22 protein-coding genes are annotated in these 20,819 nt (G+C 59.3%); 18 read left to right on the top strand and 4 right to left on the bottom strand.

Annotated features, from left to right (window positions below):
- Positions 1 to 3 precede the first annotated feature (3 nt).
- The 3 genes from phnL to HB633_RS18970 all read left to right on the top strand — a co-directional run bounded on the left by phnL (position 4) and on the right by HB633_RS18970 (position 3,095).
- Positions 4 to 795, top strand: coding sequence for a phosphonate C-P lyase system protein PhnL (phnL, locus tag HB633_RS18980; protein ID WP_213779718.1), 792 nt, complete (start codon positions 4 to 6; stop codon positions 793 to 795).
- Entirely contained in the window at positions 789 to 1,922 is a 1,134-nt protein-coding gene (locus HB633_RS18975) for an alpha-D-ribose 1-methylphosphonate 5-triphosphate diphosphatase (RefSeq protein WP_213779717.1), read from the top strand. The genes phnL and HB633_RS18975 overlap by 7 nt, the downstream gene beginning before the upstream one ends.
- Positions 1,923 to 2,093: 171 nt before the next feature.
- Positions 2,094 to 3,095, top strand: coding sequence for an aldo/keto reductase (locus tag HB633_RS18970; RefSeq protein WP_213779716.1), 1,002 nt, complete (start codon positions 2,094 to 2,096; stop codon positions 3,093 to 3,095).
- Positions 3,096 to 3,100: 5 nt separating this feature from the next.
- On the opposite strand, the gene HB633_RS18965 is transcribed toward HB633_RS18970, so the two are convergent.
- The gene (locus HB633_RS18965; protein ID WP_213779715.1) at positions 3,101 to 3,667 is read right to left on the bottom strand and encodes a pyridoxamine 5'-phosphate oxidase family protein; all 567 of its coding nucleotides are present in this window, start codon (positions 3,665 to 3,667) and stop codon (positions 3,101 to 3,103) included.
- A gap of 109 nt (positions 3,668 to 3,776) precedes the next feature.
- The gene (locus HB633_RS18960; protein WP_213779714.1) at positions 3,777 to 4,679 is read right to left on the bottom strand and encodes a LysR family transcriptional regulator; all 903 of its coding nucleotides are present in this window, start codon (positions 4,677 to 4,679) and stop codon (positions 3,777 to 3,779) included.
- Between the two features lie 192 nt (positions 4,680 to 4,871).
- Between HB633_RS18960 and HB633_RS18955 the strand changes: the two genes are divergently transcribed.
- Positions 4,872 to 5,654, top strand: coding sequence for a glucose 1-dehydrogenase (locus HB633_RS18955; protein ID WP_213779713.1), 783 nt, complete (start codon positions 4,872 to 4,874; stop codon positions 5,652 to 5,654).
- Between the two features lie 18 nt (positions 5,655 to 5,672).
- On the opposite strand, the gene HB633_RS18950 is transcribed toward HB633_RS18955, so the two are convergent.
- Positions 5,673 to 6,425 carry a GntR family transcriptional regulator gene (locus HB633_RS18950; RefSeq protein WP_255581005.1) on the bottom strand — a complete coding sequence of 251 codons (753 nt, stop codon included), beginning with the start codon at positions 6,423 to 6,425 and terminating at the stop codon, positions 5,673 to 5,675.
- 80 nt (positions 6,426 to 6,505) lie between these two features.
- Here HB633_RS18950 and HB633_RS18945 point away from each other — a divergent pair, with 80 nt between their 5' ends.
- The 7 genes from HB633_RS18945 to HB633_RS18915 all read left to right on the top strand — a co-directional run bounded on the left by HB633_RS18945 (position 6,506) and on the right by HB633_RS18915 (position 13,401).
- On the top strand, positions 6,506 to 7,237 hold the full coding sequence (locus HB633_RS18945) for an enoyl-CoA hydratase/isomerase family protein (protein WP_213779711.1): 732 nt from the start codon (positions 6,506 to 6,508) through the stop codon (positions 7,235 to 7,237).
- 47 nt (positions 7,238 to 7,284) lie between these two features.
- Positions 7,285 to 8,673 (top strand): MFS transporter, encoded by a 1,389-nt coding sequence (locus tag HB633_RS18940; RefSeq protein WP_213779710.1) that lies wholly within the window; start codon positions 7,285 to 7,287, stop codon positions 8,671 to 8,673.
- Positions 8,674 to 8,687: 14 nt separating this feature from the next.
- Positions 8,688 to 10,199 (top strand): aldehyde dehydrogenase, encoded by a 1,512-nt coding sequence (locus HB633_RS18935; protein WP_213779709.1) that lies wholly within the window; start codon positions 8,688 to 8,690, stop codon positions 10,197 to 10,199.
- Between the two features lie 221 nt (positions 10,200 to 10,420).
- Positions 10,421 to 11,794, top strand: coding sequence for a sigma-54 dependent transcriptional regulator (locus tag HB633_RS18930; RefSeq protein ID WP_213779708.1), 1,374 nt, complete (start codon positions 10,421 to 10,423; stop codon positions 11,792 to 11,794).
- A 90-nt stretch (positions 11,795 to 11,884) separates the two neighbouring features.
- Positions 11,885 to 12,091: a hypothetical protein gene (locus tag HB633_RS18925; protein WP_213779707.1), complete on the top strand. Its 207-nt coding sequence runs from the start codon at positions 11,885 to 11,887 to the stop codon at positions 12,089 to 12,091.
- Between the two features lie 28 nt (positions 12,092 to 12,119).
- On the top strand, positions 12,120 to 12,332 hold the full coding sequence (locus tag HB633_RS18920) for a hypothetical protein (protein ID WP_213779706.1): 213 nt from the start codon (positions 12,120 to 12,122) through the stop codon (positions 12,330 to 12,332).
- A gap of 124 nt (positions 12,333 to 12,456) precedes the next feature.
- Positions 12,457 to 13,401, top strand: a complete 945-nt coding sequence (locus tag HB633_RS18915; protein ID WP_213779705.1) for a histone deacetylase family protein — start codon at positions 12,457 to 12,459, stop codon at positions 13,399 to 13,401.
- A 49-nt stretch (positions 13,402 to 13,450) separates the two neighbouring features.
- Here the strand turns inward: HB633_RS18915 and HB633_RS18910 are convergent, their stop codons facing one another.
- Positions 13,451 to 14,101 (bottom strand): DUF4410 domain-containing protein, encoded by a 651-nt coding sequence (locus HB633_RS18910; protein ID WP_346730338.1) that lies wholly within the window; start codon positions 14,099 to 14,101, stop codon positions 13,451 to 13,453.
- A 473-nt stretch (positions 14,102 to 14,574) separates the two neighbouring features.
- Between HB633_RS18910 and HB633_RS18905 the strand changes: the two genes are divergently transcribed.
- The 7 genes from HB633_RS18905 to HB633_RS18875 all read left to right on the top strand — a co-directional run bounded on the left by HB633_RS18905 (position 14,575) and on the right by HB633_RS18875 (position 20,690).
- Positions 14,575 to 15,750 (top strand): metallophosphoesterase, encoded by a 1,176-nt coding sequence (locus HB633_RS18905; protein WP_346730337.1) that lies wholly within the window; start codon positions 14,575 to 14,577, stop codon positions 15,748 to 15,750.
- Between the two features lie 23 nt (positions 15,751 to 15,773).
- Positions 15,774 to 17,036, top strand: coding sequence for an MFS transporter (locus HB633_RS18900; protein WP_255581014.1), 1,263 nt, complete (start codon positions 15,774 to 15,776; stop codon positions 17,034 to 17,036).
- 56 nt (positions 17,037 to 17,092) lie between these two features.
- Positions 17,093 to 18,340: an SLC13 family permease gene (locus HB633_RS18895; protein WP_213779702.1), complete on the top strand. Its 1,248-nt coding sequence runs from the start codon at positions 17,093 to 17,095 to the stop codon at positions 18,338 to 18,340.
- A 17-nt stretch (positions 18,341 to 18,357) separates the two neighbouring features.
- Positions 18,358 to 18,804, top strand: coding sequence for a DMT family transporter (locus HB633_RS18890; RefSeq protein WP_213779701.1), 447 nt, complete (start codon positions 18,358 to 18,360; stop codon positions 18,802 to 18,804).
- Positions 18,805 to 19,096: 292 nt separating this feature from the next.
- Entirely contained in the window at positions 19,097 to 19,294 is a 198-nt protein-coding gene (locus HB633_RS18885) for a CsbD family protein (RefSeq protein WP_213779700.1), read from the top strand.
- Positions 19,295 to 19,382: 88 nt separating this feature from the next.
- On the top strand, positions 19,383 to 19,631 hold the full coding sequence (locus HB633_RS18880) for a CsbD family protein (RefSeq protein WP_213779699.1): 249 nt from the start codon (positions 19,383 to 19,385) through the stop codon (positions 19,629 to 19,631).
- 69 nt (positions 19,632 to 19,700) lie between these two features.
- Complete coding sequence (locus tag HB633_RS18875; RefSeq protein WP_213779698.1) at positions 19,701 to 20,690, top strand: hypothetical protein; 990 nt, start codon at positions 19,701 to 19,703, stop codon at positions 20,688 to 20,690.
- Positions 20,691 to 20,819 lie beyond the last annotated feature (129 nt).

Below are 20,819 nucleotides of genomic sequence, written 5' to 3'. Positions count from 1 at the left end.
AGAATGAATGCAAACAGCTTCAAAGAACTTGCCGATGATGTCGTCTTCGCCGAACACAAAACGTTGATGCTGCGTGCGCGCGGCGTCGAGAAGACCTTCACGCTGCATCAGCAAGGCGGCGTAAGTATTGCAGCGCTCGGTGGTGTATCGCTCGATGTGGACCGCGGCGAATGTGTGGTGTTGTCTGGACCTTCCGGTGTCGGCAAGAGCACCTTGCTGCGCTGCATGTACGGCAACTATCTGCTGACACGCGGCACGGTTACGATTCGCGATGAGAGCTGTGCATCCGGTGTTCTATCGCTCTCGGACGCCGAACCGCACGACGTAATTCGCCTGCGCCGCACGACCATGGGCTACGTCAGCCAGTTTTTGCGCGCGATCCCGCGAGTTTCATCGATCGATCTTGTCAGCGAGCCGCTCGTATCTCGCGGCATGAATGAAGACGAAGCGCGCGAACGGGCCGGCGTCCTGCTGGAACGCTTAAATGTGGCGCGCCGTTTATGGACACTCGCGCCGGCCACGTTTTCGGGCGGCGAGCAACAACGTATCAACATCGCCCGCGGGCTGATTGCCGGACAGCCGCTTTTGCTGCTCGACGAACCAACCGCATCGCTCGACGCGGAGAACCGGCAAGTGGTTGCCGATCTCATAGTCGAAGCGCGCGAGCGGGGCGCGGCGATCGTAGGAATTTTCCATGACGAGGACACGCGCGAACGCGTCGCGACCCGTCTGATTCAACTCAATGCTCCCGCCGGGCAGGCGGCCACGACTACGGAAAACTTGCAGACATGCTGATCAAGAACGCGCGAATCGTCACTCGCGAAGAAGAGTTCACAGGCGTTGTGCGCGTCGCCGACGGACGCATTGCGGAGGTCGCGCCCGGCACGACTTCAGTCAGCAATGCCGAAGACTGGGGCGGCGAATATCTCTTGCCCGGTCTCGTGGAATTGCATACGGACAACATCGAGAAACATATCGCGCCGCGCCCCGGCGTACTGTGGAATTCAGATGCCGCGATCGTGGTGCATGACGCACAAGTTGCAAGCGCAGGTATCACGACAGTCTTCGATGCGCTGGGCATCGGCTCGCGTGGCGGAGTTGGCGTGCGCGGCAAGGAACTGCAGACCAACAACGCGCGCTCGATTGAACGCCTGGCAGGGCAGGGATTGCTGCGCGTCGATCACTTCTTGCATTTGCGCTGCGAAATCGCGGCCGCCGACGTGCTCGAGGTTTTCGAAAATCTCGTTTCGCATCGGCTGCTGCGGCTCGTTTCGGTGATGGACCATACGCCAGGACAACGTCAATGGCATGACCCGGTGCAATGGCGCAAGTATCAGGAGCGGCATGGCAAGTGGACCGACGAGCACGCAAGCACCATGCTCAACGAACTGACCAACGACCAGCAACGTTACGCGCGGCTTCATCGCACGGAGATTGTCGCGCGGTGCAAGGCACTCGGCCTGCCGCTCGCGAGTCACGACGATACATCGATAGAACACGTGCTCGAAGCAGCGGAAGACGGCATCGTGCTCGCCGAATTCCCGACCACGCTCGTTGCGGCGCAAGCGGCGCGCGAACGCGGCATCGCCACGATCATGGGGGCGCCGAATATCGTGCGCGGCGGGTCGCACTCGGGCAATGTCTCCGCGCTGGAGATGGCGAAGGCGGGGTTGCTCGACATCTTGTCGTCGGACTATGTGCCGTCGAGCTTGCTGAGCGCGACCTTCGATCTCGTCGAAAAGGCCGGCTGGTCTCTGCCGCAAGCCATGCGCACGGTATCGTACGCGCCGGCCAACGCGGCGGGCCTGACGGACCGTGGCGCCATCGCGGTCGGTCTAAGAGCAGACTTTGTGCGAGTCGCGATGTCCGACCGTTTGCCCATTCCGCGCGCGACCTACCTGGAAGGGAACCGCGTCGCGTAAGTAGACGGTAGCGAGTCAGTAACAAGTCAGCAGCTCAACCGCGAAGGGCGATTCTTGACTCATGCTCAAGAGTCTTCTGCCCTTCGCGGGGTTTCCGAAAAACAGCAAAGCACGGACACTGGTGACCTTCGAATCGATGTTTCCTTTCATCGGCCTATAAGGAGTCGCATCATGCGCATCACCATTCCAAATCGTATCGGCTTCGGCACTGCGCCGCTTGGCAACATGTTCCGCGAGATTCCGGAACAGGAAGCACTGGACACGGTCGAGGCTGCATGGCAGTCGGGCATTCGTTATTTCGATGGCGCGCCGCTCTATGGCGCAGGTCTGGCCGAGATTCGTCTGGGTGAAGCGCTGAAGTCTCATCCGCGCAGTGAATACGTGCTTGGAACGAAGGTCGGCCGTTTGATCCTCGATGAAATCGAAACACCGAACGAGCGCGACCTCGGGGAGAAAGGCGGTTTGTTCGAGCACGGCTTGCCGAACAAGATCGTCTACGACTACAGCGAGGACGGCACGCTGCGTTCTATCGACGACAGTTTGCGTCGTCTGAAAACCGATCGCCTGGACTATGTGTGGATCCACGATCCGGCGCAGGACTTTCACGGCGACAACTGGACGTCCGTCTTCGATACCGCCATGAAGGGCGCGGCCAAAGCGCTTACCCGGCTGCGCGAGGAAGGCGTGATCAAGGCGTGGGGATTGGGCGTGAATCGTGTCGAGCCATGCGAGCTCGCGATGGAACGCGCTGATCCGGATGGTTTTCTCATCGCCGGCCGATACACATTGCTCGACCATGAAGCGGCATTATCGAAACTGATGCCGGCATGTGAGGCGCGTGGTCTCGGCATTGTGGTGGGCGGTCCCTATAACTCTGGGCTGCTTGCGGGCGGCGATCACTTCGAATACCAAAAGGCGCCGGCCGCGATGATCGAGCGTGTGCAACATATCAAGCGGATCTGCGAGCGCTTCAATGTCGATATCAAGTCGGTCGCGCTGCAATTTTCGCTGGCGCATCCTGCGGTAGCCGGAATCATTCCGGGCGCAAGCCGGCCGGAACGTATCAGCGAGAATATCGCGCTGATGCACGCGCCAATTCCGGCTGAGCTGTGGGCTCTGCTCAGGCAGGAAGGCTTGATCGCGGCGAATGCGCCGGTGCCTGCGGCGGTATAAGCGTTCTATGGCGCGACCCAGTGACCTTCAAAAGCCCCTTTGTCGCGCAGTTGAAATTGCGCTCTATGGTGCGGCTCGCTGGACAGATCGAGATAGTCGATGCGCTGCACCGAAACATGCACTAGGCAGAAGTTCTCATAGCCGGACATGGGGTCCGCGGCATCCGGTGCTTGAGCTTGTGCGGGGTCCTCGATAACGCTTCCTGATGCGATCGGCGAGCGATACAGAATCAATGTACGCGGCCGGCTCGACTTCCACACGGCCAGTTTTTCGGCTTCATCCGTCATAAAAGACGCGACGCCTTCCAGGCGAATTTGCACGAGTCGCTCAGCGTCGTAACCGTGCATCGATATAGCCGGGCGCCCGCGTAGTTCGCGCACTTTGTCGGAACGGATATCGGTGTGGAATGAAAGACGCGCGAGGCTTTCGTTCACGTCCCGCAAGATGATGGTCCGCACTTTGGGATTTCCATCAACGCCGACAGTCGCGGCCTGCAAAACGCTGAATGGCGATCGGCCAGCGCCGGCGCCTGCATGCAGAGACTCCCAGATGGAGTGGAGTAAGTCGTTCATTGCCGGCGTTGGTGCAGGGCTCGATGTCATCTGTCTGTTCCGGGCGTAAAGAGAAGGTGTGGTGTTTTCAAAGGAGATTGAATACTTGCTTCACACGTTGACGCAATCCTCAGGCCACGCACGCCGTTGTCGCCAGCGCCTTGATCAACGTGTCGAAGACAATGCGGATACGTTTTGGAACCGGCCCACGCTGCGGCCGGTACACATATAAATTCCATGGGTCCGGATCGCTGCGCCGGAGCACCCGCACAAGGCGTTTTTCCGCGATAGCGTCCCGCACGGCATATTCCGGACACTGACTCACGCCTTTTCCGTCGATGCAGCCGAGGACCTCGAATTCGATATCGTCCGTAATCAATGCAGGCAGTTCCGGCACGAGTTGCCGGTTGTGCTTGAAGACCCATGGCCATGCGCGTCCCGTACTGCGTTCGATGAGCGCCGTGAGCGGCATGGCAAGCAGGGCGTCGATGTTCTTCGGCACGCCCGTGGTCGCCAGCAACTTCGGCGACGCCACCGTGTAGATCGGCAAAGCGCCGACGCGCCGCGCAATGAATCGTCCATCAGTAATAAAACCTGAACGAACGCCGATATCAATCTGCTCATCGACCACGGATGCGAGCGTGTCCGAGAGCCGCATGTCGATGACCAGCCCTGGGTGATCGCGCATGACGTCCATGAGGATTGGCGCAACGTATCGTCTGCCTAAACCGCTCGGCGCCGTCACCCTGACCGTGCCCGCAATTGTGTCAGCGGCCCGTGAATTCACGTCGAAAAGATTGTCGACCGATTGCATGGCCGCAGTCGCGCGGACCGCGAACGTCTTTCCGAACGTGGTGATGCGCATGCTGCGCGTACTGCGATGAAAAAGCGTTTCGCCCAGTTGTTTCTCGAGTTTTTGAATGGCGCGGGTGACAACCTGGGGCGATGTTCCAAGACGGACGGCAGCTTCACGAAAGCTTGCCGATGCGGCTGTGGCAGAGAAAATGCGAATGAGGTCGAGCTGGTTTTCCATGACATTCCCTCGAGTTATCGACAGCACGGACACAATACATTATTCCCGCGGAGGGAACTGTGAAATCCCCCGCAGGCCGTTCTCTTTCGCTCTCAAGCCGCCGATACTGCCCTTCATGCGATGTGTTTCCAGGCTAATCGAGTAGGCCCGATATGCACCGCGGCACCCAAACAATTTTGATCGGAGAGCAACATGAGCGCAGTCAATACCGCTAGCGGACGTCAACTGGAAGGCAAGGTCGCGCTGGTGACGGGAGCGAGTTCAGGCATCGGCAGGGCCGCGGCAATAGTGCTGGCGCAACGTGGCGCGAAGCTCATCGTCGGTGCGCGCCGTCGTGATGAGCTGGACGAACTCGTCGCGGAAATAGCAGAAGCGGGCGGAGAAGCGAAGGCAATCCTCGTCGATGTAACCCGCGAGGAAGACATTGCCGGCATGGTGGAATTTGCCGTCGAATCCTACGGAAAACTGGACATCGCGTTCAACAACGCCGGCACCGAAGGCGTCTTCGCACCACTTGTCGAACAGAACAAGGAACGCTTTGACATGGTGTTTGAACCGAACGTGCGCGGCGTGTTCAACAGCATGAAATATGAAGCGGAGGTCATGCTCAAGCAGGGCCACGGGAGCATCATCAACAATGCATCGATGGGCGGGGTGATCGGCTTCGAGAATGCGGGACTGTATATAGCCAGCAAGCATGCAGTGGTCGGCATGACCAAGACTGCGTCCATCGAGTGGTTCAAGCGTGGCGTTCGTGTGAATGCGTTGTGCCCAGGATTGATCGAGACGCCGTTTCATCATCGTGGCATCTGGCCGTCAGTCGAAGCTCAGCATGCGTTTGCCGCAAGCACGCCTGCAGGGCGTTTCGGCAACGCGGAGGAAATGGCGACTGTCGTGGCGTTCCTGGCATCGGAGGATGCGTCGTATGTTTCAGGCCATGCGCTGCTCGCCGATGCGGGCTATTCCGTAGCTTGAAAGAGCGCGACTCGCAGCCTATGAACCACCCTCGGTCTCTTTGAGCACGGCTGTCGCCGCTTCGCACGCACCGCGCAGTTGTTCGCGCATCAGGTCTTGCACGCGTTCGTCGCCAGTGGCGATCGCGTCCTTGATCTTCACCGCTTGTTCAAACGATGCACGCATACGTCCGCCACGCGCCATCGCAATGCGCCGCAGGCGGCGCACGGGTCCCATCAGGCTCGCGTGCGTCGCCTGAAGCGTGCGGTTATCGGCGAGCGTCATCACGATCGAATAAAAACGGTCGAGCGCATCCACATAGGCTGCGGGGTCATCGGCGGCCACGTTCGCGCGCATCTCGCCGATCACGTCTTCCAGTTGGGCACGCCCGAGCGTCGTGATGTTTTCCGCGCAAAGCTGGACGGCGAGGCATTCGAGCGCCGTGCGCACTGTATAGATCTCCGCCACGTCCCGCAGCGTCACCGAGCGCACGAACGCCCCGACACGTGCGACGACCGTTACCAGACCCTCGCGTTCGAGCTGCGCAAACGCCTCGCGCATGGGCGTGCGGCTGACGTTCAACTGCTTCGCGACTTGCACCTCCGAAAGCCGGCTTCCCGGCGCCAGCACGCCTTCCACAATCGCTTCGCGCAACGCGGGCACAACCACGCCGTCGCTGAGAGAGTCGCTGGACGTCTCGATCGTGCGCATCTTCGAGTGATATTTGCGGCCAATTACCTCAAGCGCCACTCCGGGCGAATCGGCGGGAATGTCCGCTTGAGCAGGTTTCATTGCAGGAGCCATTGACTTTCCGTTGTTCAGTGAATACGCTGTATACAGATTATACACGTAATTATACAACAGGAGGCTGCTTGGACCACGCGCGCTTGCCAGACCCGGTCGTGATCGACAGATCGGGCGAAGTTTTGACCTTTACGCTTAACAATGCCGCGGCCGGCAATGAAATCACCGCGCCCATGTTCGACGCCATGATCGCCGCTTTGCGCAGCGAGGCGACCGTGCCCACCGCGCGGGTGTTGCGAGTCCGCGCGCGTGGCGATGTGTTTTGCACGGGACGCGAGCGCGCCGGGACCGACGCGGTGTCCATCCATCGCGAAGTAACGCGGCTGATTGAACTCAAGCGATTGTTGCGGGCATCGCCGATGATTTCTATCGCTGAAGTGCAGGGCGATGCATTCGGCTTCGGCTTTGGTCTTGCAATCCTTTGCGACTTCACCTTGGTTGCAAGCCATGCAAGGCTCGCCTTCCCGGAGATGCGCAAGGGCTTGCCGCCTGCCGCGATCATGGCTTATCTCGGCCGCTACGCGCTTCCCAAACAAGTGTTCCCGATGGTTCTTTTCGGCGATGCAATCACGCCCGATGCCGCGTTGAACGCCGGTCTCGTGACGCGCATCTCCACCCCCGACGCGCTGCAGGCGGACACCGACGCGCTCATTGACCGGATCATCGCGCTCGACGAAACCGGTGCGCGCCAATGCAAGTCCTTCTTCCAGAACGCCGAGGAAAGCTCGCTCGAACACAACTTCCGGTGCGCGACGGAAACGCTGACGGTATCCGCGTTGCGACTGATGGCATCGAAGTAACCGGTCATGCACGACGACAAACCCTCGAAGGTTTGCAGGAGACGAAAATGAATGTGAATGCAGGCGCGCGCCTGGACCGGCTGCCGGTCTCGGGCTTTCACAAGCGCATCATGTGGCTCATCGGGATCGGCATGTTCTTCGATGGCTTTGATATCTATGTAGCCTCGACGGTCCTCGGCGCCACGCTGCAAAGCGGCTTTTCGACGCTCGGGCAGAACGCGCTGTTTGTCTCACTGACGTTTCTCGGCATGATGATCGGCTCGCTGGCAACGGGCTTTCTCGGCGATCGTTTCGGCCGGCGCTTTACCTATCAAACCAACTTGATGGTCTTCGGCATTGCGTCGCTAGGCGCCGCGCTCGCGCCCAACATGATGGTGCTGATCGCATTTCGATTCGTGATGGGTCTCGGACTCGGTGCAGAAAACGTCGTTGGCTATTCGACGTTGACCGAATTCGCACCGCCGGCATCGCGCGGCAAGATGCAGGGGCTGATGGCCGTGTTCGTCGTTTCCGGATTGCCGGTGGCGGGACTGATCGGGCTCGTGCTGATCCCCGCGATGGGCTGGCGCGCGATGTTCGTGCTCGGCGGAATCGGCGCCATCGGCGTGTGGTATGCGCGTAAATCGTTGCCGGAATCGCCTCGCTGGCTGGAGTCGGTTGGACGCCATCAGGATGCCGAAGCAATTCTTTCGAAGATTGAAGCAGAGGTGAAAGCCGAACACGGCGACAAGTTGCCGGCGCCATCGCCCAAGCCTTCCATTGCTCCGTCGCGTGCACTGGGTTCACTTTTCACCGGCTCGATGTTGCCGCGCATGATCGTCGGATGCGTGACTCTGGTGGTGATCAATACCTTGCTGTACGGCTTCGTGACGTGGCTGCCGACGTTCTTCGTGCATCAGGGTTTCAGCATTGCGAAGTCGTTCGGGTACGCGCTCGTGATGTCGATCGGCGCGCCGATCGGGTCGGGCATTGGCGCATTGACTGCGGACAGATGGGGCCGCAAGCCAACCATCATTGGTGCTTCGTTCCTCGCGATCATCTTTGGCGCGATCTATCCGTTCGTAAGCAACCCGGTCATGTTGCCGGTCGTCGGCTTGCTGCTCGTGATCCCTATCTATGTACTCGTCGCCTTGCTGTTCGCGATCTACGTGCCCGAGCTATTCCCAACTGAAGTGCGCCTGCGTGCATCGGGTATTTGCAACACGCTTGGCCGCGGCGCGACGATCGTCACACCGTTTATCGTTGTTGCGCTGTTTGGACACTATGGCGTGATAGGCGTACTTGCATTGATGATCGGTTTGCTGGCAATTCAGATTGTGGTGGTGGCATGGCTTGGCGTCGAGCCAACCGGCCAGCGCCTGGAAGATATTCAGCCGACGGACGCTCCCGCGCGTCTCGATGTCGGCGCCGATACGCGGGTGTCCCCGCTCAAGTAAACGGAGAAAGCAAGATGGATGCAGTGAACAAGCAGTTTCTGAACGCGCAGTTGTTTATAGACGGGAAGTTCGTGGATGCCGCTTCGGGCGAGACCATGGACATCATCAACCCGGCCGATGGCGCCGCGATCGGCGCATTGGCGAAGGCATCGGCAGAAGATGTGGACCGCGCAGTGCAATGCGCGCACGACGCGTTCGAAAGCGGCGTGTGGCGCGACATGCCGTTCCAGCAACGAGCGCGCGTGCTGAACCGTTTCGCCGACCTGTTCGAAGCCGACCTCGAAAACTTCTACAAGCTGGAAACGCTCAACAACGGCCGGCCAATCGTGGAAACGCGCGCGCAAATCTCGCGCTTGCCGCAGTTTTACCGATACTTCGCCGCGCTTGCGCTCACGCGGCGCAGCGACGTGATTCCTATCGAAGGGCCGTATCTTTGCTATACGCAGCGCGTGCCGCTCGGCGTTTGCGCGTTGATGACATCGTTCAATCATCCGCTGATGATCTTGTCAAAAAGCCTGGCGCCTGCGCTCGCGACCGGCAACAGCGTGGTGATCAAGGCATCGGAACAGACACCGCTCACAACAGTGCGCCTCGTTGCGTTGTTGCAGCAGGCCGGCGTCCCCGACGGCGTTGTGAACGTGATCAACGGCGAGGGCAAGGATGCGGGCGCAGCGCTCGCGCGTCATCCGTTGATCGCCAAAGTCGTGTTCACGGGCGGCACAGAAGTAGGGCGCTCCATTGGCGAAGCCGCCGCGCAGACCTTCGCGCTGACGACGCTCGAACTGGGCGGCAAGGGTGCGGTGATCCTGTTCGACGACATGGACATCGATCGCGCGGTGAACGGCGCGGCATTCGCCGCTTTTATCGGGGCGGGGCAGACCTGCGTTTGCGGCGCGCGATTGCTGGTGCAGGAGACCATCTACGAAAAATTCCTGGAGAAGTTCCGCGCGAAAGTCGAGGCAATTCGCGTGGGTAACCCCGCCGATCTGAGCACGCAACTGGGGCCGGTGATTTCCGGGCGTTCGCGTGAGCGAATTCTAGGCATGCTGGAACGCGGCATTGCGGACGGCGCGAAGCTGCTTGCAGGCGGCGGCATTCCCGAACATCTCAGCGAAGGTTTCTATCTGCAACCCACCGCGTTCTACGATGTCGACCCGAAATCGGAACTCGGTCAGGGCGAGGTATTTGGCCCGGTGACCGTGATCATGCCCTTCAAGGACGAAGCGGACGCGCTGCGCATTGCCAACGATACGCAGTTCGGTCTTGCGGCATCCGTGTGGACACTTGATGTGGCGCGTGCGCATCGCGTGGCAAGCAAGCTGGTGTTCGGAATGGTCTGGATCAACGATCATCACCGGCTGGACCCGGCCTCGCCATGGGGCGGTTTCAAGAATAGCGGGGTAGGGCGCGAAACCGGGATCGAATCGTTTGATCAGTTCAGCGAGCCGCGCGCAGTAACGGTCAACACTAGCGGGGTTACCGTGGACTGGTATGCGGACGACGGCCAGTTCAAGCGGCTTAATTAAATTGAAGGGCAGGTGGCGGAATGGGCAGGTTAGCCATTCCGCACATTTTTCCTGTTCTGGCTGGTAAATCCGGCAACAACGGCAATACATGCCTCAACTGTCTATATCAAGTTTCTAAATTGATCTAAACAATCAAAATCTGTTTAACGTTTGCCCCGGATATTCGGAGCGCCGCGCAACGTGCATACTTCATCATACAAATAAAGCAATGAGAGAAAACCATGCACGGGGAAAAAAGGTCGCTTTACTATGTGGGACGGTCGCTGCACCCGCCATTGCGGGCGCGCCTGAAAGAGCGTTCGTGGAAAGTCGAAGTACTCGAACCGGGCACGGTGCCGAAGACGGGGCAGAGGCAACTCTCAGCGGGAATCCTTGATTTCTCGTCGCTCGAGTTTCCCGCGGACCTGCGTTACCTGCACGAACTTCTGGCGAGCTCGCTTACGGGCTGGGTCGCGCTTGGCCATCGTGAGGACCTCGAGGACGCTACCGTGCGTGGCCTGATCCGCGACTATTGCTTCGACTACATCACGCTGCCAACATCGGATGACCGCGTGGTCGATGCCGTCGGCCATGCGTTTGGCATGGTCGCGTTGCAGATAAACACATCGATTGATGCGCGCGACGGCCATCCCGAAGGCGAGATGGTCGGATCCTGCGAGGCAATGCTCAGCTTGTTCCGCTCGATCCGCAAGGTCGCAATGACCGATGCGCCCGTTTTCATTTCGGGTGAATCGGGTACGGGCAAGGAACTGACTGCGGTCGCCATTCACGAACGGTCGACGCGGCGAGATCAGCCGTTTGTCGCGATCAATTGCGGCGCGATCCCAGCACATCTGTTGCAATCGGAGCTGTTTGGCTATGAGCGCGGCGCTTTCACAGGTGCGAATCAACGCAAGATCGGCCGGGTGGAAGCAGCGAACGGCGGCACGCTTTTCCTCGACGAAATCGGCGACCTGCCGCTCGAAAGCCAGGCAAGCCTGCTGCGTTTCCTGCAGGAACGCAAAGTCGAAAGGCTGGGCGGCCACGGATCAACGCCCGTGGACGTACGCATCATTTCGGCCACGCACGTCGACATGCAGACGGCGATGATCGAAGGGCGCTTTCGTGCCGACTTGTATCACCGTCTGTGCGTGCTGCAACTCGATGAACCGCCGTTGCGCGCACGCGGCAAGGACATCGAGTTGCTGGCAAAGCACATGCTCGACCGCTTCAAGAAGGAAGCAAGCCGGAAATTGCGCGGCTTCGCGCCCGATGCGATCGCCGCAATTCATAACTATGGATGGCCCGGCAACGTGCGCGAGCTGATCAACCGGATTCGCCGCGCGATCGTGATGTCGGAAGGGCAGCAGATCAGCGCGAGCGATCTCGAACTCGCCGATTATGTGGAAGTTGCGCCCGTGTCGCTCGCACAGGCGCGCGAGTCGGCGGAACGGCAGGCGATTGAACTGGCCCTTTTGCGTCATCGCGGACGTCTCGGCGATGCTGCACAGGAGCTCGGCATTTCGCGGGTGACGCTGTATCGCTTGCTGACGGCGCATGGTTTGCGCGCAGACGTCAACACTGTGCCGGCGCAGGATTCGCGGCCTGCGGCGTGACGAATTGTTTGTTAGAGTTTAAAGGCGCCGCAGGACCCGTTTTATCCGATGGATAAGCCGTATATTTTCGTAACCGGCATGCGTTCGGTCATGTCTCAGCTCGTCCAGATACGCGCCGACTTTGTGAGGGGTTCCGGAACCGAGGTTCACGTAGCGACGGACTCGTATCGTTGTGATTCGGTGGAGGGAATGGACCGGTTGCTAAGCGATGTTCGTGCAAGACGTATCGATGAAATCAGGATCTCGGAGTCGCAATGGGGCGCCCGGCGGCTGGTGATCAACTATTTTGGCGCATAGGATGTGCGTCAATCCGCCGGAGAAAGCGATGAGACAAAAGACCCGCGGCGTGGTGATCGTGCCAATACTGGTCGGCCTGGCGGTCGCTGCGGTCGTCTGGGTCGCGAGCTATCGTGGCGGCGGCCCTAAGCTCGCGGACGCAGATGCATCGCCTTCGAACATGGCGTCCATGCCAATCGCAGCAAGCGGTTTGAACGACCCGGCGCCCGAAACTAAGACCGCTGAGATGGCGAAGGAATGACGCTTTCGGTCATGCATAAGCAAAGACCTATGATCCGTTAAACAATGTCTGATTATCGTGAAGCAGCGGACGGCCTTAAGCTTGCTTGTTTTAGTTGCTGCAATCCCAAAGGCGTCCATTTGCAATGCAAAACACGATCATTCTTTCGCATCCCTCCTGTCTCGAACATCGCCCCGGACCGCATCATCCGGAGTCACCTGAACGTCTGGAAACCGTGCTGAGCGCGTTGCGATCGCCTCAGTTCGCGTCGCTTGAATGGCGCGATGCGCCGCTCGGCACGATCGAGCAAGTGCAGTTGATCCACGATCCGGCGTTCGTCGATGAGATCGCCGAGATTGCTCCAAACCATGGCTACGTGCCGCTCGATGGTGGCGATACGGTCATGTCACCGGGATCGTGGGAAGCCGTGATGCGCTGTGTTGGCGCAGCTTGCGCGGGCGTCGATGCCGTGATGAACGGGGACGCGCGCACCGCATTTTGCGCCACGCGGCCGTGCGGACATCATGCGGAACCAGCGCGGGCGATGGGCTTTTGCATCTTCAACCAGGCCGCTATAGCCGCGGCTTACGCGCTGGAAACGTTCCAGCTTGAACGCGTCGCGGTTGTCGATTTCGATGTACATCATGGCAACGGTACACAAGCCGCGTTTTTCAACCGGCCGGAATTGTTTTACGCGTCGAGTCACCAGTCGCCGTTATATCCGGGGACGGGTGCTGCATCGGAAACAGGCGTGGCTCACAACATCGTCAACGTTCCGTTGCCACGTGGCTGCGGTTCCGAGTTGTTCAGGGCGCGCGTCGAATCCGGCATGTTGCCGGCAATACGCGAGTTCGACCCTCAGTTGATCATCATTTCGGCGGGCTTCGATGCACATCGGCTCGACCCGCTTGCGGGGCTGAACCTCGAAGACAGCGATTTCGAATGGATCACCAGAGAGTTGGTGCGTATCGCGGATACCGCGTGCGAAGGGCGCATCGTCTCGATCCTCGAGGGCGGTTATAGCCTTGAAGCGTTGGCTGCAGGCACGACCGTGCACGTCCGTGCGCTGATGAATAGCCAGGCCATCTGACCGTTCATTCAGTGCCGATGCGTTCGTCCGCGGACAAACGCTGCTGAGATCAATCGGTCCGTTCACTCAACATCCATCCGTTCGCGACACTTGCTGCCGCGACCTGCTTCGCGATCGAATCGCCCAGCTTTTTCGCGTCACCGGCGACGCCGTTGCGCTTCGCCTCGGACACGCCATGCAGGGAGCCGCCCATCGCGGCAGCCGTTGCAACATTGCCGGCCACCGCGCCAACACCCGCTGTTTCAGCAACACCTGGCATGTGCCCGCTATCGGTTTCGACGGTGAACCTTTGAAGCGGCATGAGTTTGCCATCGGCGGACTTGTACAGGATCTGGATCGACGCACTCACCTCGCTTTTGCCCGCGCCAAGACCGATCATGATGCGGCGGCGGCGCTTGCCTTCGTCGATGGTTTGAAAGTTGCCTTCCACGATTAATGCGTTCTGGTTGGGCGGTGCAGCGCCATCTATGCGTACTGCACGCAATCCCATCGATTGGAGCTCGCGCACGATTTCGTCGGCGACCTGTTCACGTGTATCGGTTGCGGTCTGATTTTGTTTTTGCGCAAACGATTCGCCGCTGATCAGCGTTTTGCCTTCCTGTGCCAGCCCGCTATCCGTTTTCACCTGGCTGAAAGTGGCGTCGAACGAATAGACATAGATGACGTCCGCTTGAACGTGCGGCGCGGTGTAGGTTTGCATGGCGCCGGTGGCGGCCGAGGCGCAGCCACCCATAAGTAGCGACCCTGTCACGAGTGCTGTGGCGGCAAAATGCTTAGCGTTGCGAACGAGATATTTTAATGAAGTTTGCATGGCGGTTTGTTTGGCACAGCCGTGCCGAAGTTGTCGGGAGAGACGTGTGCCGTAGCACGCAAACGTGAGTATGGGAGGAACTGGCTGTGCACGCTATCCAGGAATTATGTCGCGCGATGTCGCCGCATTCCAACATGCGCGCACGGCGGCGACTCGCAATCTTGTGGAGAATGCCGGTTCAATGGCAGCCTCGCGCGCTTAGGGATTGTTCTGGAATGCAACGGCTGTCGGCAGGAAGAGCAGGACGAGACGATGTCCATTTTTTGGACGTACGGTGTCTATCGGCTAGACACTTGCAACGCCTGAAGCCCAACCCACATTCGAATCTATAAGGCTCGCCAGCACGGCATACGACTTGCTCTATGCCATGCCATCGCCGGGTTGCCGGCTACATGCGAGCGAGACCTAGCATGCTGAGTTGGGTACATTTTGGAGACCTGCATGTCACGCACGATGACGGCTACGGGAGTGTCAGCCAGTTAAGACAATTGGTCGATGCGGTCAACACGAACGTCGCACATGCAGTGGAGTTTGCCTATCTCCCTGGCGACAACGCCAACAATGGCAAACCCGAGCAGTACGCCAAGATCCGATCAGCTTTGAACGCGCTTCGATTGCCTACAACTGCGATCCCGGGCGATCACGACTTCGAACCCGGTTCGCTCGAGACATTTCATCGCGAGCTGGGAGCTGATGCATTACCGAAGCAAATCACGGTGAACGGACACCGCTGCTTGTTTCTGGACATCGTGTCCGCTGGTAGTGGCGGTCCCGATTTCCGCTTGGGCACGACACAGACCGAATGGATCGCAGCGCAACTGGCAGATTGCGTGAACGACACAGAGCGGCCGGTCGTCTTCATGCACGCTTACCCGGGCGATCTTGCTGAGGGTGGCGAGGCGCTGGCACACCTGTTTGCATCGGCCGGCGTGCTTGTGGTCGATACCGGCCACACGCACTACAACGAATTGCTCAACGACGGATCGGTTATCTACGCCGCGACGCGCTCAACCGGGCAGATTGAAGAAGACGACGGGCGAGCAGGCGTGGCAATCGTCACCGTAGATGGTAGCGTGGTCAGTTGGCGGTTTCAGCCCGTATCTGCTGCGTGGCCGCTGGTCATGATCACGACGCCAGCAGACGGGAGGCTTGTGACTGAGCCCACTGACGCAAGACAAGTGCCGGTCGGCAATTGCATTGTGCGAGCCAAAGTGTTTGGTCAGCAAATAGGTGAGGTCATTGTTTCTGTTGGTGAGCAGCGCGCAACCATGCAACAAGTGCCCGGTGAGCGCGCGGTTTGGCATGCAGAATTGCCGCAGCCTCCGAATGTGGATCGCTACCAAATAAAGGTCACAGCGTTTGATGCGCGCGGCAACGAAGCATCAGATTCGATCGAGGTGCTTACGCCACAGGGCGCCCGTAATCGCGCGTTCGCCGACGCCCCGCCCGGCACTGATGCACACGCGGTTGGAGAATGGGTCGATCACGGCTTGCTCGGCTCGCAGCTCGGCCCGAACAAAAATGGTCGTGCCTGGTGAAGCCGGCCGCTGACGTAGCCGTGCTGCCCGCTGAGAAGGCGACACGCCCGCTCGAGGCCCTGAATTTCTTCATGGCCGACGTTCAAGCAGGGATTGGTCCGTTTCTCGGCGTATTCCTCCAGGCGCGGGGCTGGGGCACCGATCTGATTGGCACCGTGATGACCATTGGCGGCATCGCGGGAATGCTCGCCACTTCACCGGCCGGCGCCCTCGTGGATGCAACCCGGCACAAACGCGCGGTGATCATCGTGGCTGGCGTGATGACTGTGCTGGCATCCCTGCTTCTCTGGTTTGCGCACGGATTCTGGATGGTCGCCGCATCGCAGGTTGCCACTGCAGTGACGGGCGCCGCCCTTGGTCCCGCAATTGCCGGCATCACGCTGGGAATTGTGAGGCAGCGCGGCTTCGACCGGCAATTTGGCCGCAATCAGGTTGCCAACCACGCGGGCAACGTGGCCGCTGCGGCAATCTCCGGCTGGCTGGGTTGGCGTTATGGGTTCGGCGCCGTATTTGCCCTCAGTGCGATATTCGGCGTGGTTTCCGTTTTCACGGTGCTGCTGATTCCCGCAGAGGCTATCGATCACGACCACGCGCGCGGTCTCGAAAGCGCAAGCAAGGAGGCAAGCGGAAGCGGGAACAGCGAAGTAAGCGGCTTTCGCACCCTGCTGCAGTCCAAGCCGCTTTTGGTACTGGCTGCTGCGTTGGCAATGTTTCATCTTGGCAATGCCGCAATGCTGCCGCTCTACGGACTTGCGATCGTGGCTGCGAAGCAGGGCGATCCCAGCGCCTTTACCGCGCAGACGATTATCGTCGCACAGCTTGTGATGGTTATCGTATCGATGATGGCAAGCCGGCTGATCAAGTGGCGCGGGTATTGGTGGGTGATCTTGATCACATTCCTGGCATTGCCATTGCGCGGCGCTATTGCCGCCAGCGTGCTTCACGCGTGGGGAGTATGGCCTGTGCAGGCACTCGATGGCATTGGCGCTGGCTTGCAAAGCGTCGCGGTGCCGGCGCTCGTTGTTCGTCTCCTTGATGGCACAGGTCGCGTCAATGTTGGGCAGGGGGTTGTCATGACGTGCCAGGCTGCAGGCGCTGCGCTTAGTCCATTGTTGGGCGGACTGCTTGCCCATACGTTTGGATATTCAGCCGCATTCCTCGTTCTAGGCGCTGTGTCCACCGGGTCAATCGCTTTGTGGCTGGGATTCGGCGCCAGTCTTCGTCATGCATGCCGCACTTCGGCAAGCCCATTGATCAAAGGCGAACCCGCAGCTTCGAGCGCTTGACATACAGCGCTGGATTGGCTGTCCCGCATTCTTTTCCTTTTTGAGAATCACTCGACGTGAACCCAACCTTCCTTTCGTGGGGCATCGCCGCCATGGCCACGGCCGGCGTCATTACACGCCCATTCAAATGGCCCGAGGCTATCTGGGCGGTGACCGGCGCGTTGCTCATTGTCGCGCTGGATTTGTTGCCTGTGACGCAAGCTCTGCATGCGGTCGCCAAGGGCGCAGACGTTTATTTCTTTCTGTTTGGCATGATGTTGCTTTCCGAAGTGGGGCGCCGCGAGGGCTTGTTCGATTGGGTCGCGGTACTTGCAGTCAATCATGCGAAGGGGTCGCCCGCACGCTTGTTTTTGCTGGTTTACTTGGTAGGCGTGGCCGTTACGACATTCCTGTCCAACGATGCCGCAGCGGTTGTGCTGACTCCAGCGGTTTTCGCGGCTGCGAAGAAAGCCGATACGAAGCCCTTGCCTTTGTTGTTCGTATGCGCATTCATTGCGAACGCGGCAAGCTTTGTTTTGCCAATTTCGAATCCAGCCAATCTGGTTTTGTACGGCAACCATACGCCGGCGCTGTCTCTGTGGATGGGCCGTTTCATCGTGCCTTCGGTACTGTCCATTACCGCGACCTATTTCATGCTTCGCTGGGCCCAGCGCCTCGATTTGCGAGGCGAGTGCAAGTCTGGCCTGGACAACGTACCGTTGTCATCCAGCGGACGGATCGCGCTGGGCGGAATCGCCGTGACCGCGATCGTTCTACTCGTTGTCTCGGCGTTCGACATGCAGCTTGGCTTGCCGACCGCGATTCTTGGTGCTGCCACTGCTGCAATCGTGCTGATCCAGGAGCGTAAATCACCCTGGGCTCTGGTGAAAGACGTGTCCTGGAGCGTATTGCCTTTGGTCGCAGGTTTGTTCGTCTTGGTCGAGGTGTTGCAGCACACAGGCGTTATCGCTCACCTTGCACAAATGCTCCAGTCTGCTACGCAGCACAACGAATCAATGAGTGCTGGATTGTCGGGTGGCGTGATCGCGGTCGCATCCAATCTGATGAACAATCTCCCAGCGGGCTTGATTTCCAGTGCGACTGTGATCCAGGCGCACAGCCCTGAGCGGGTCATTGATGCGTTGCTGATCGGGGTGGATCTCGGACCCAATCTGTCGATTACGGGGTCGCTGGCAACCATCCTCTGGTTGAACGCCATCCGGCGTGAGGGCGAAGACGTCGGATTCTGGAAGTTCCTGCAAGTGGGCACGGTAGTGATGATCCCGGCGCTAATCTTGGCGTTGGGCGCACGCATATTACTCTGACAATCTGGAGGCGACCGATGAGCAATGCATGGATTTATCCTTTCATTATTTTAGGTGGTGTGCTGCAGGCCGCTGGCGCACCAATCAACGGCGTATTAAAGGCCTCATTGGTCAACCCATGGCTGGCATCGGCGGTGTCGTTCATGCTGGTTACGTTCCTCGCCATAGCGCTGTTCTGGATACAGCCGACTCCACTGCCGACGCTGGGTGACCTCAAGGAGATGAAATGGTGGGCCCCGTTGGGCGGTATTGTGGGTGCAGTGGCTGTTTTTGCGGGCCTGACGCTGGTCCAAAAGGTCGGTGTTGGAGCAATCAATGGGCTGACCATCTGTGCGAATTTGATCGCGTCGATTGTTATTGATCACTTTGGTCTAATCGGCGTGCCGGACCATCCTCTAAGCTGGCTAAGGGCGCTTGGCGCCGTGCTCATGGTGGGTGGCATGGCTCTCGTAATGAAGTTCTAAGTGGCATTCCATTACGCTGTGGCAACGAGCTTCATGTGCGCGTCCGGCTGTGACCGTGAAACTGCACTGCAATTGATTCACCCATCTTTCCGACTGAATTTCCTATCCCTGGCGTGAGCCTGTTGCTCGCGCAACGGCAGATAAAGGCGCTTGCGGTACGCAAACGCACTATTTCGTCTAGCGCGTTTGTATCTGGCGCCGCTTCACTTGCTGAACCTACACTTTGGTCTGCACGGTGCCACATTGCCCGTGTCCATATCTACCATCTATATCCAGCTTAAGGAGCAGTGACATGAACAAGAATACGGTCGATGGAACGCTGAAGCAGGTCAAAGGCTCGGTGAAGGAAGCACTGGGCAAGGTGACGGGCAACACGTCACTGGAAGTCGAGGGAGCTGCTGAAAAAACCGCGGGAAAAGTGCAGGAAGGCGTGGGGAAAACACAGGAGAAGGCGAAAGACATCGGCGATAAATTAACCGGCAAAGACTGACTGCCGGCACATGATTGTCGTTGAACAAAGGGCCATCGAAAATCATCGATGATTCGCTATCCGAATTAAATTACCAATGAGGTACTGTATGTTTGAAAAAGCACAAGGATCGGTCAAAGAAGCCGTTGGCAAGGCCCAGGCCACGCTCGGCAGCGCTACCGGCGATAACGGGACGCAGCTTGAGGGTCGTGCTCGTCAAGCTGCCGGCATGGCCCAGCAAACGTACGGCGAAGCGCTCGACACGGTGCGTGGCGCGACCAAGAGCAATCCAGTTGCGTCGTTGGCGCTGGTCGCGGCCGTAAGTTTTATCGCAGGTGCCCTGTGGACGAGGCGCTAGGCCGCCCGACAGAGGCGTCGCATGGGACCCGACTCGGGTGCTCCCTGATCTGTAAAAAGAAGGTAATCCATGAATAGAATTAGTGCTTCTCTTGACCCCCAGCCGATAAACGCGTTGCGCGTATCGTGGGGTGCTGTGTTCGTCGGCTTGTTGCTGGCCATGATGACTTATCTGTTCCTTGGCGTATTGGGCACAGCGATCGGTGCAAGCGCGCTAGACCCGATGGGCGAGCGCAATCCGCTTGCCGGCTTCGGCACTGGCGCGGGAATCTGGGTCGGCGTGTCCACGCTCGTGTCGCTTGCAATCGGCGGTTTTTTCGCGGGACGGTCTTCGCCACGGCGCGGCGCGCTGCACGGCGTCCTGTGCTGGTCGATGACCACGCTGGTCACGCTCTACATGCTGTCAAGTCTGGCGGGGGGCGCGATCGGGACCGCATCCGGCGTGGCTCGGGCGGGACTGTCGGTGGCAGGTCAGGGCGTCGCCGCAGCGGCTCCGGGCATCGCGTCCGGCGTGAAGGGCGCGCTCAAGAGCAATGGCATTGATATAGACATGACCGACGTCCAGGGCCAACTGGAGACGCTGTTGCGCCAGACCGGCAAGCCGGCGCTCGACCCGTCCAATCTCAAAGCGTCCGCTCAAGGCGCGGCGAGCGAAGGAACTGCGACCGCTGCAAGCGCTGCCGCGACACCGCAGGCCTCCGCCAATGATCTCAGCAGCTTTTTCGATCGGTTGAAGCAGAAGGCGTACCCCGCGCTCGACGCGGCGGACAAGGAAGCGCTTGTCAACGTCATCATGGCTCGCACTGGCAAGAGTCGGCCTGAGGCACAGACCATCGCGGATAACTACGAACAGACTTACAACCAGGCGCTCGAGAAGTATCGAAGCCTCAAGATCCAGGCCGAGCAGAAGGCGCGTCAAGCCGGTGAGGCGGCAGCAAGCGGCGTGAGTCATGCCGCGTGGGCGGGCGTCGTTATATTGCTTCTGGGTGCGCTTGTCTCCGGATTCGCCGGGTTTCTGGGACGTCGCAGCAATCCGTTGCGTGAGGAAGTCGTGGTGTAATGGCGAGTGATTGAGTATGCCAGCGCCTTCGATGCCGCGATCTTTTTTGCGTGCGGCGCCGAGGGCGCGATTTGCTTATGCAGTTCACGACAATGCTGGCAACAAAGCTGCATCGCTATCCAGGAAGAA

The organism is Caballeronia sp. dw_276, from assembly GCF_018449635.1.
Lineage (GTDB): Bacteria > Pseudomonadota > Gammaproteobacteria > Burkholderiales > Burkholderiaceae > Caballeronia.
The sequence above is the reverse complement of the archived record's forward strand: the minus strand, read 5'-3'. Positions and strand labels throughout refer to the sequence as shown.

Coding starts and splice junctions, on each gene's coding strand:
- HB633_RS18905 (WP_346730337.1), top strand. CDS start 14,575: ATGCCATGCCATCGCCGGGTTGCCGGCTACATGCGAGCGAGACCTAGC.
- HB633_RS18910 (WP_346730338.1), bottom strand. CDS start 14,101: ATGCAAACCTACACCGCGCCGCACGTTCAAGCGGACGTCATCTATGTC.
- HB633_RS18890 (WP_213779701.1), top strand. CDS start 18,358: ATGAGCAATGCATGGATTTATCCTTTCATTATTTTAGGTGGTGTGCTG.
- HB633_RS18885 (WP_213779700.1), top strand. CDS start 19,097: ATGAACAAGAATACGGTCGATGGAACGCTGAAGCAGGTCAAAGGCTCG.
- HB633_RS18960 (WP_213779714.1), bottom strand. CDS start 4,679: ATGGAAAACCAGCTCGACCTCATTCGCATTTTCTCTGCCACAGCCGCA.
- phnL (WP_213779718.1), top strand. CDS start 4: ATGAATGCAAACAGCTTCAAAGAACTTGCCGATGATGTCGTCTTCGCC.
- HB633_RS18975 (WP_213779717.1), top strand. CDS start 789: ATGCTGATCAAGAACGCGCGAATCGTCACTCGCGAAGAAGAGTTCACA.
- HB633_RS18940 (WP_213779710.1), top strand. CDS start 7,285: ATGAATGTGAATGCAGGCGCGCGCCTGGACCGGCTGCCGGTCTCGGGC.
- HB633_RS18965 (WP_213779715.1), bottom strand. CDS start 3,667: ATGAACGACTTACTCCACTCCATCTGGGAGTCTCTGCATGCAGGCGCC.
- HB633_RS18950 (WP_255581005.1), bottom strand. CDS start 6,425: ATGAAACCTGCTCAAGCGGACATTCCCGCCGATTCGCCCGGAGTGGCG.
- HB633_RS18930 (WP_213779708.1), top strand. CDS start 10,421: ATGCACGGGGAAAAAAGGTCGCTTTACTATGTGGGACGGTCGCTGCAC.
- HB633_RS18880 (WP_213779699.1), top strand. CDS start 19,383: ATGTTTGAAAAAGCACAAGGATCGGTCAAAGAAGCCGTTGGCAAGGCC.
- HB633_RS18925 (WP_213779707.1), top strand. CDS start 11,885: ATGTCTCAGCTCGTCCAGATACGCGCCGACTTTGTGAGGGGTTCCGGA.
- HB633_RS18935 (WP_213779709.1), top strand. CDS start 8,688: ATGGATGCAGTGAACAAGCAGTTTCTGAACGCGCAGTTGTTTATAGAC.
- HB633_RS18920 (WP_213779706.1), top strand. CDS start 12,120: ATGAGACAAAAGACCCGCGGCGTGGTGATCGTGCCAATACTGGTCGGC.
- HB633_RS18875 (WP_213779698.1), top strand. CDS start 19,701: ATGAATAGAATTAGTGCTTCTCTTGACCCCCAGCCGATAAACGCGTTG.
- HB633_RS18955 (WP_213779713.1), top strand. CDS start 4,872: ATGAGCGCAGTCAATACCGCTAGCGGACGTCAACTGGAAGGCAAGGTC.
- HB633_RS18915 (WP_213779705.1), top strand. CDS start 12,457: ATGCAAAACACGATCATTCTTTCGCATCCCTCCTGTCTCGAACATCGC.
- HB633_RS18970 (WP_213779716.1), top strand. CDS start 2,094: ATGCGCATCACCATTCCAAATCGTATCGGCTTCGGCACTGCGCCGCTT.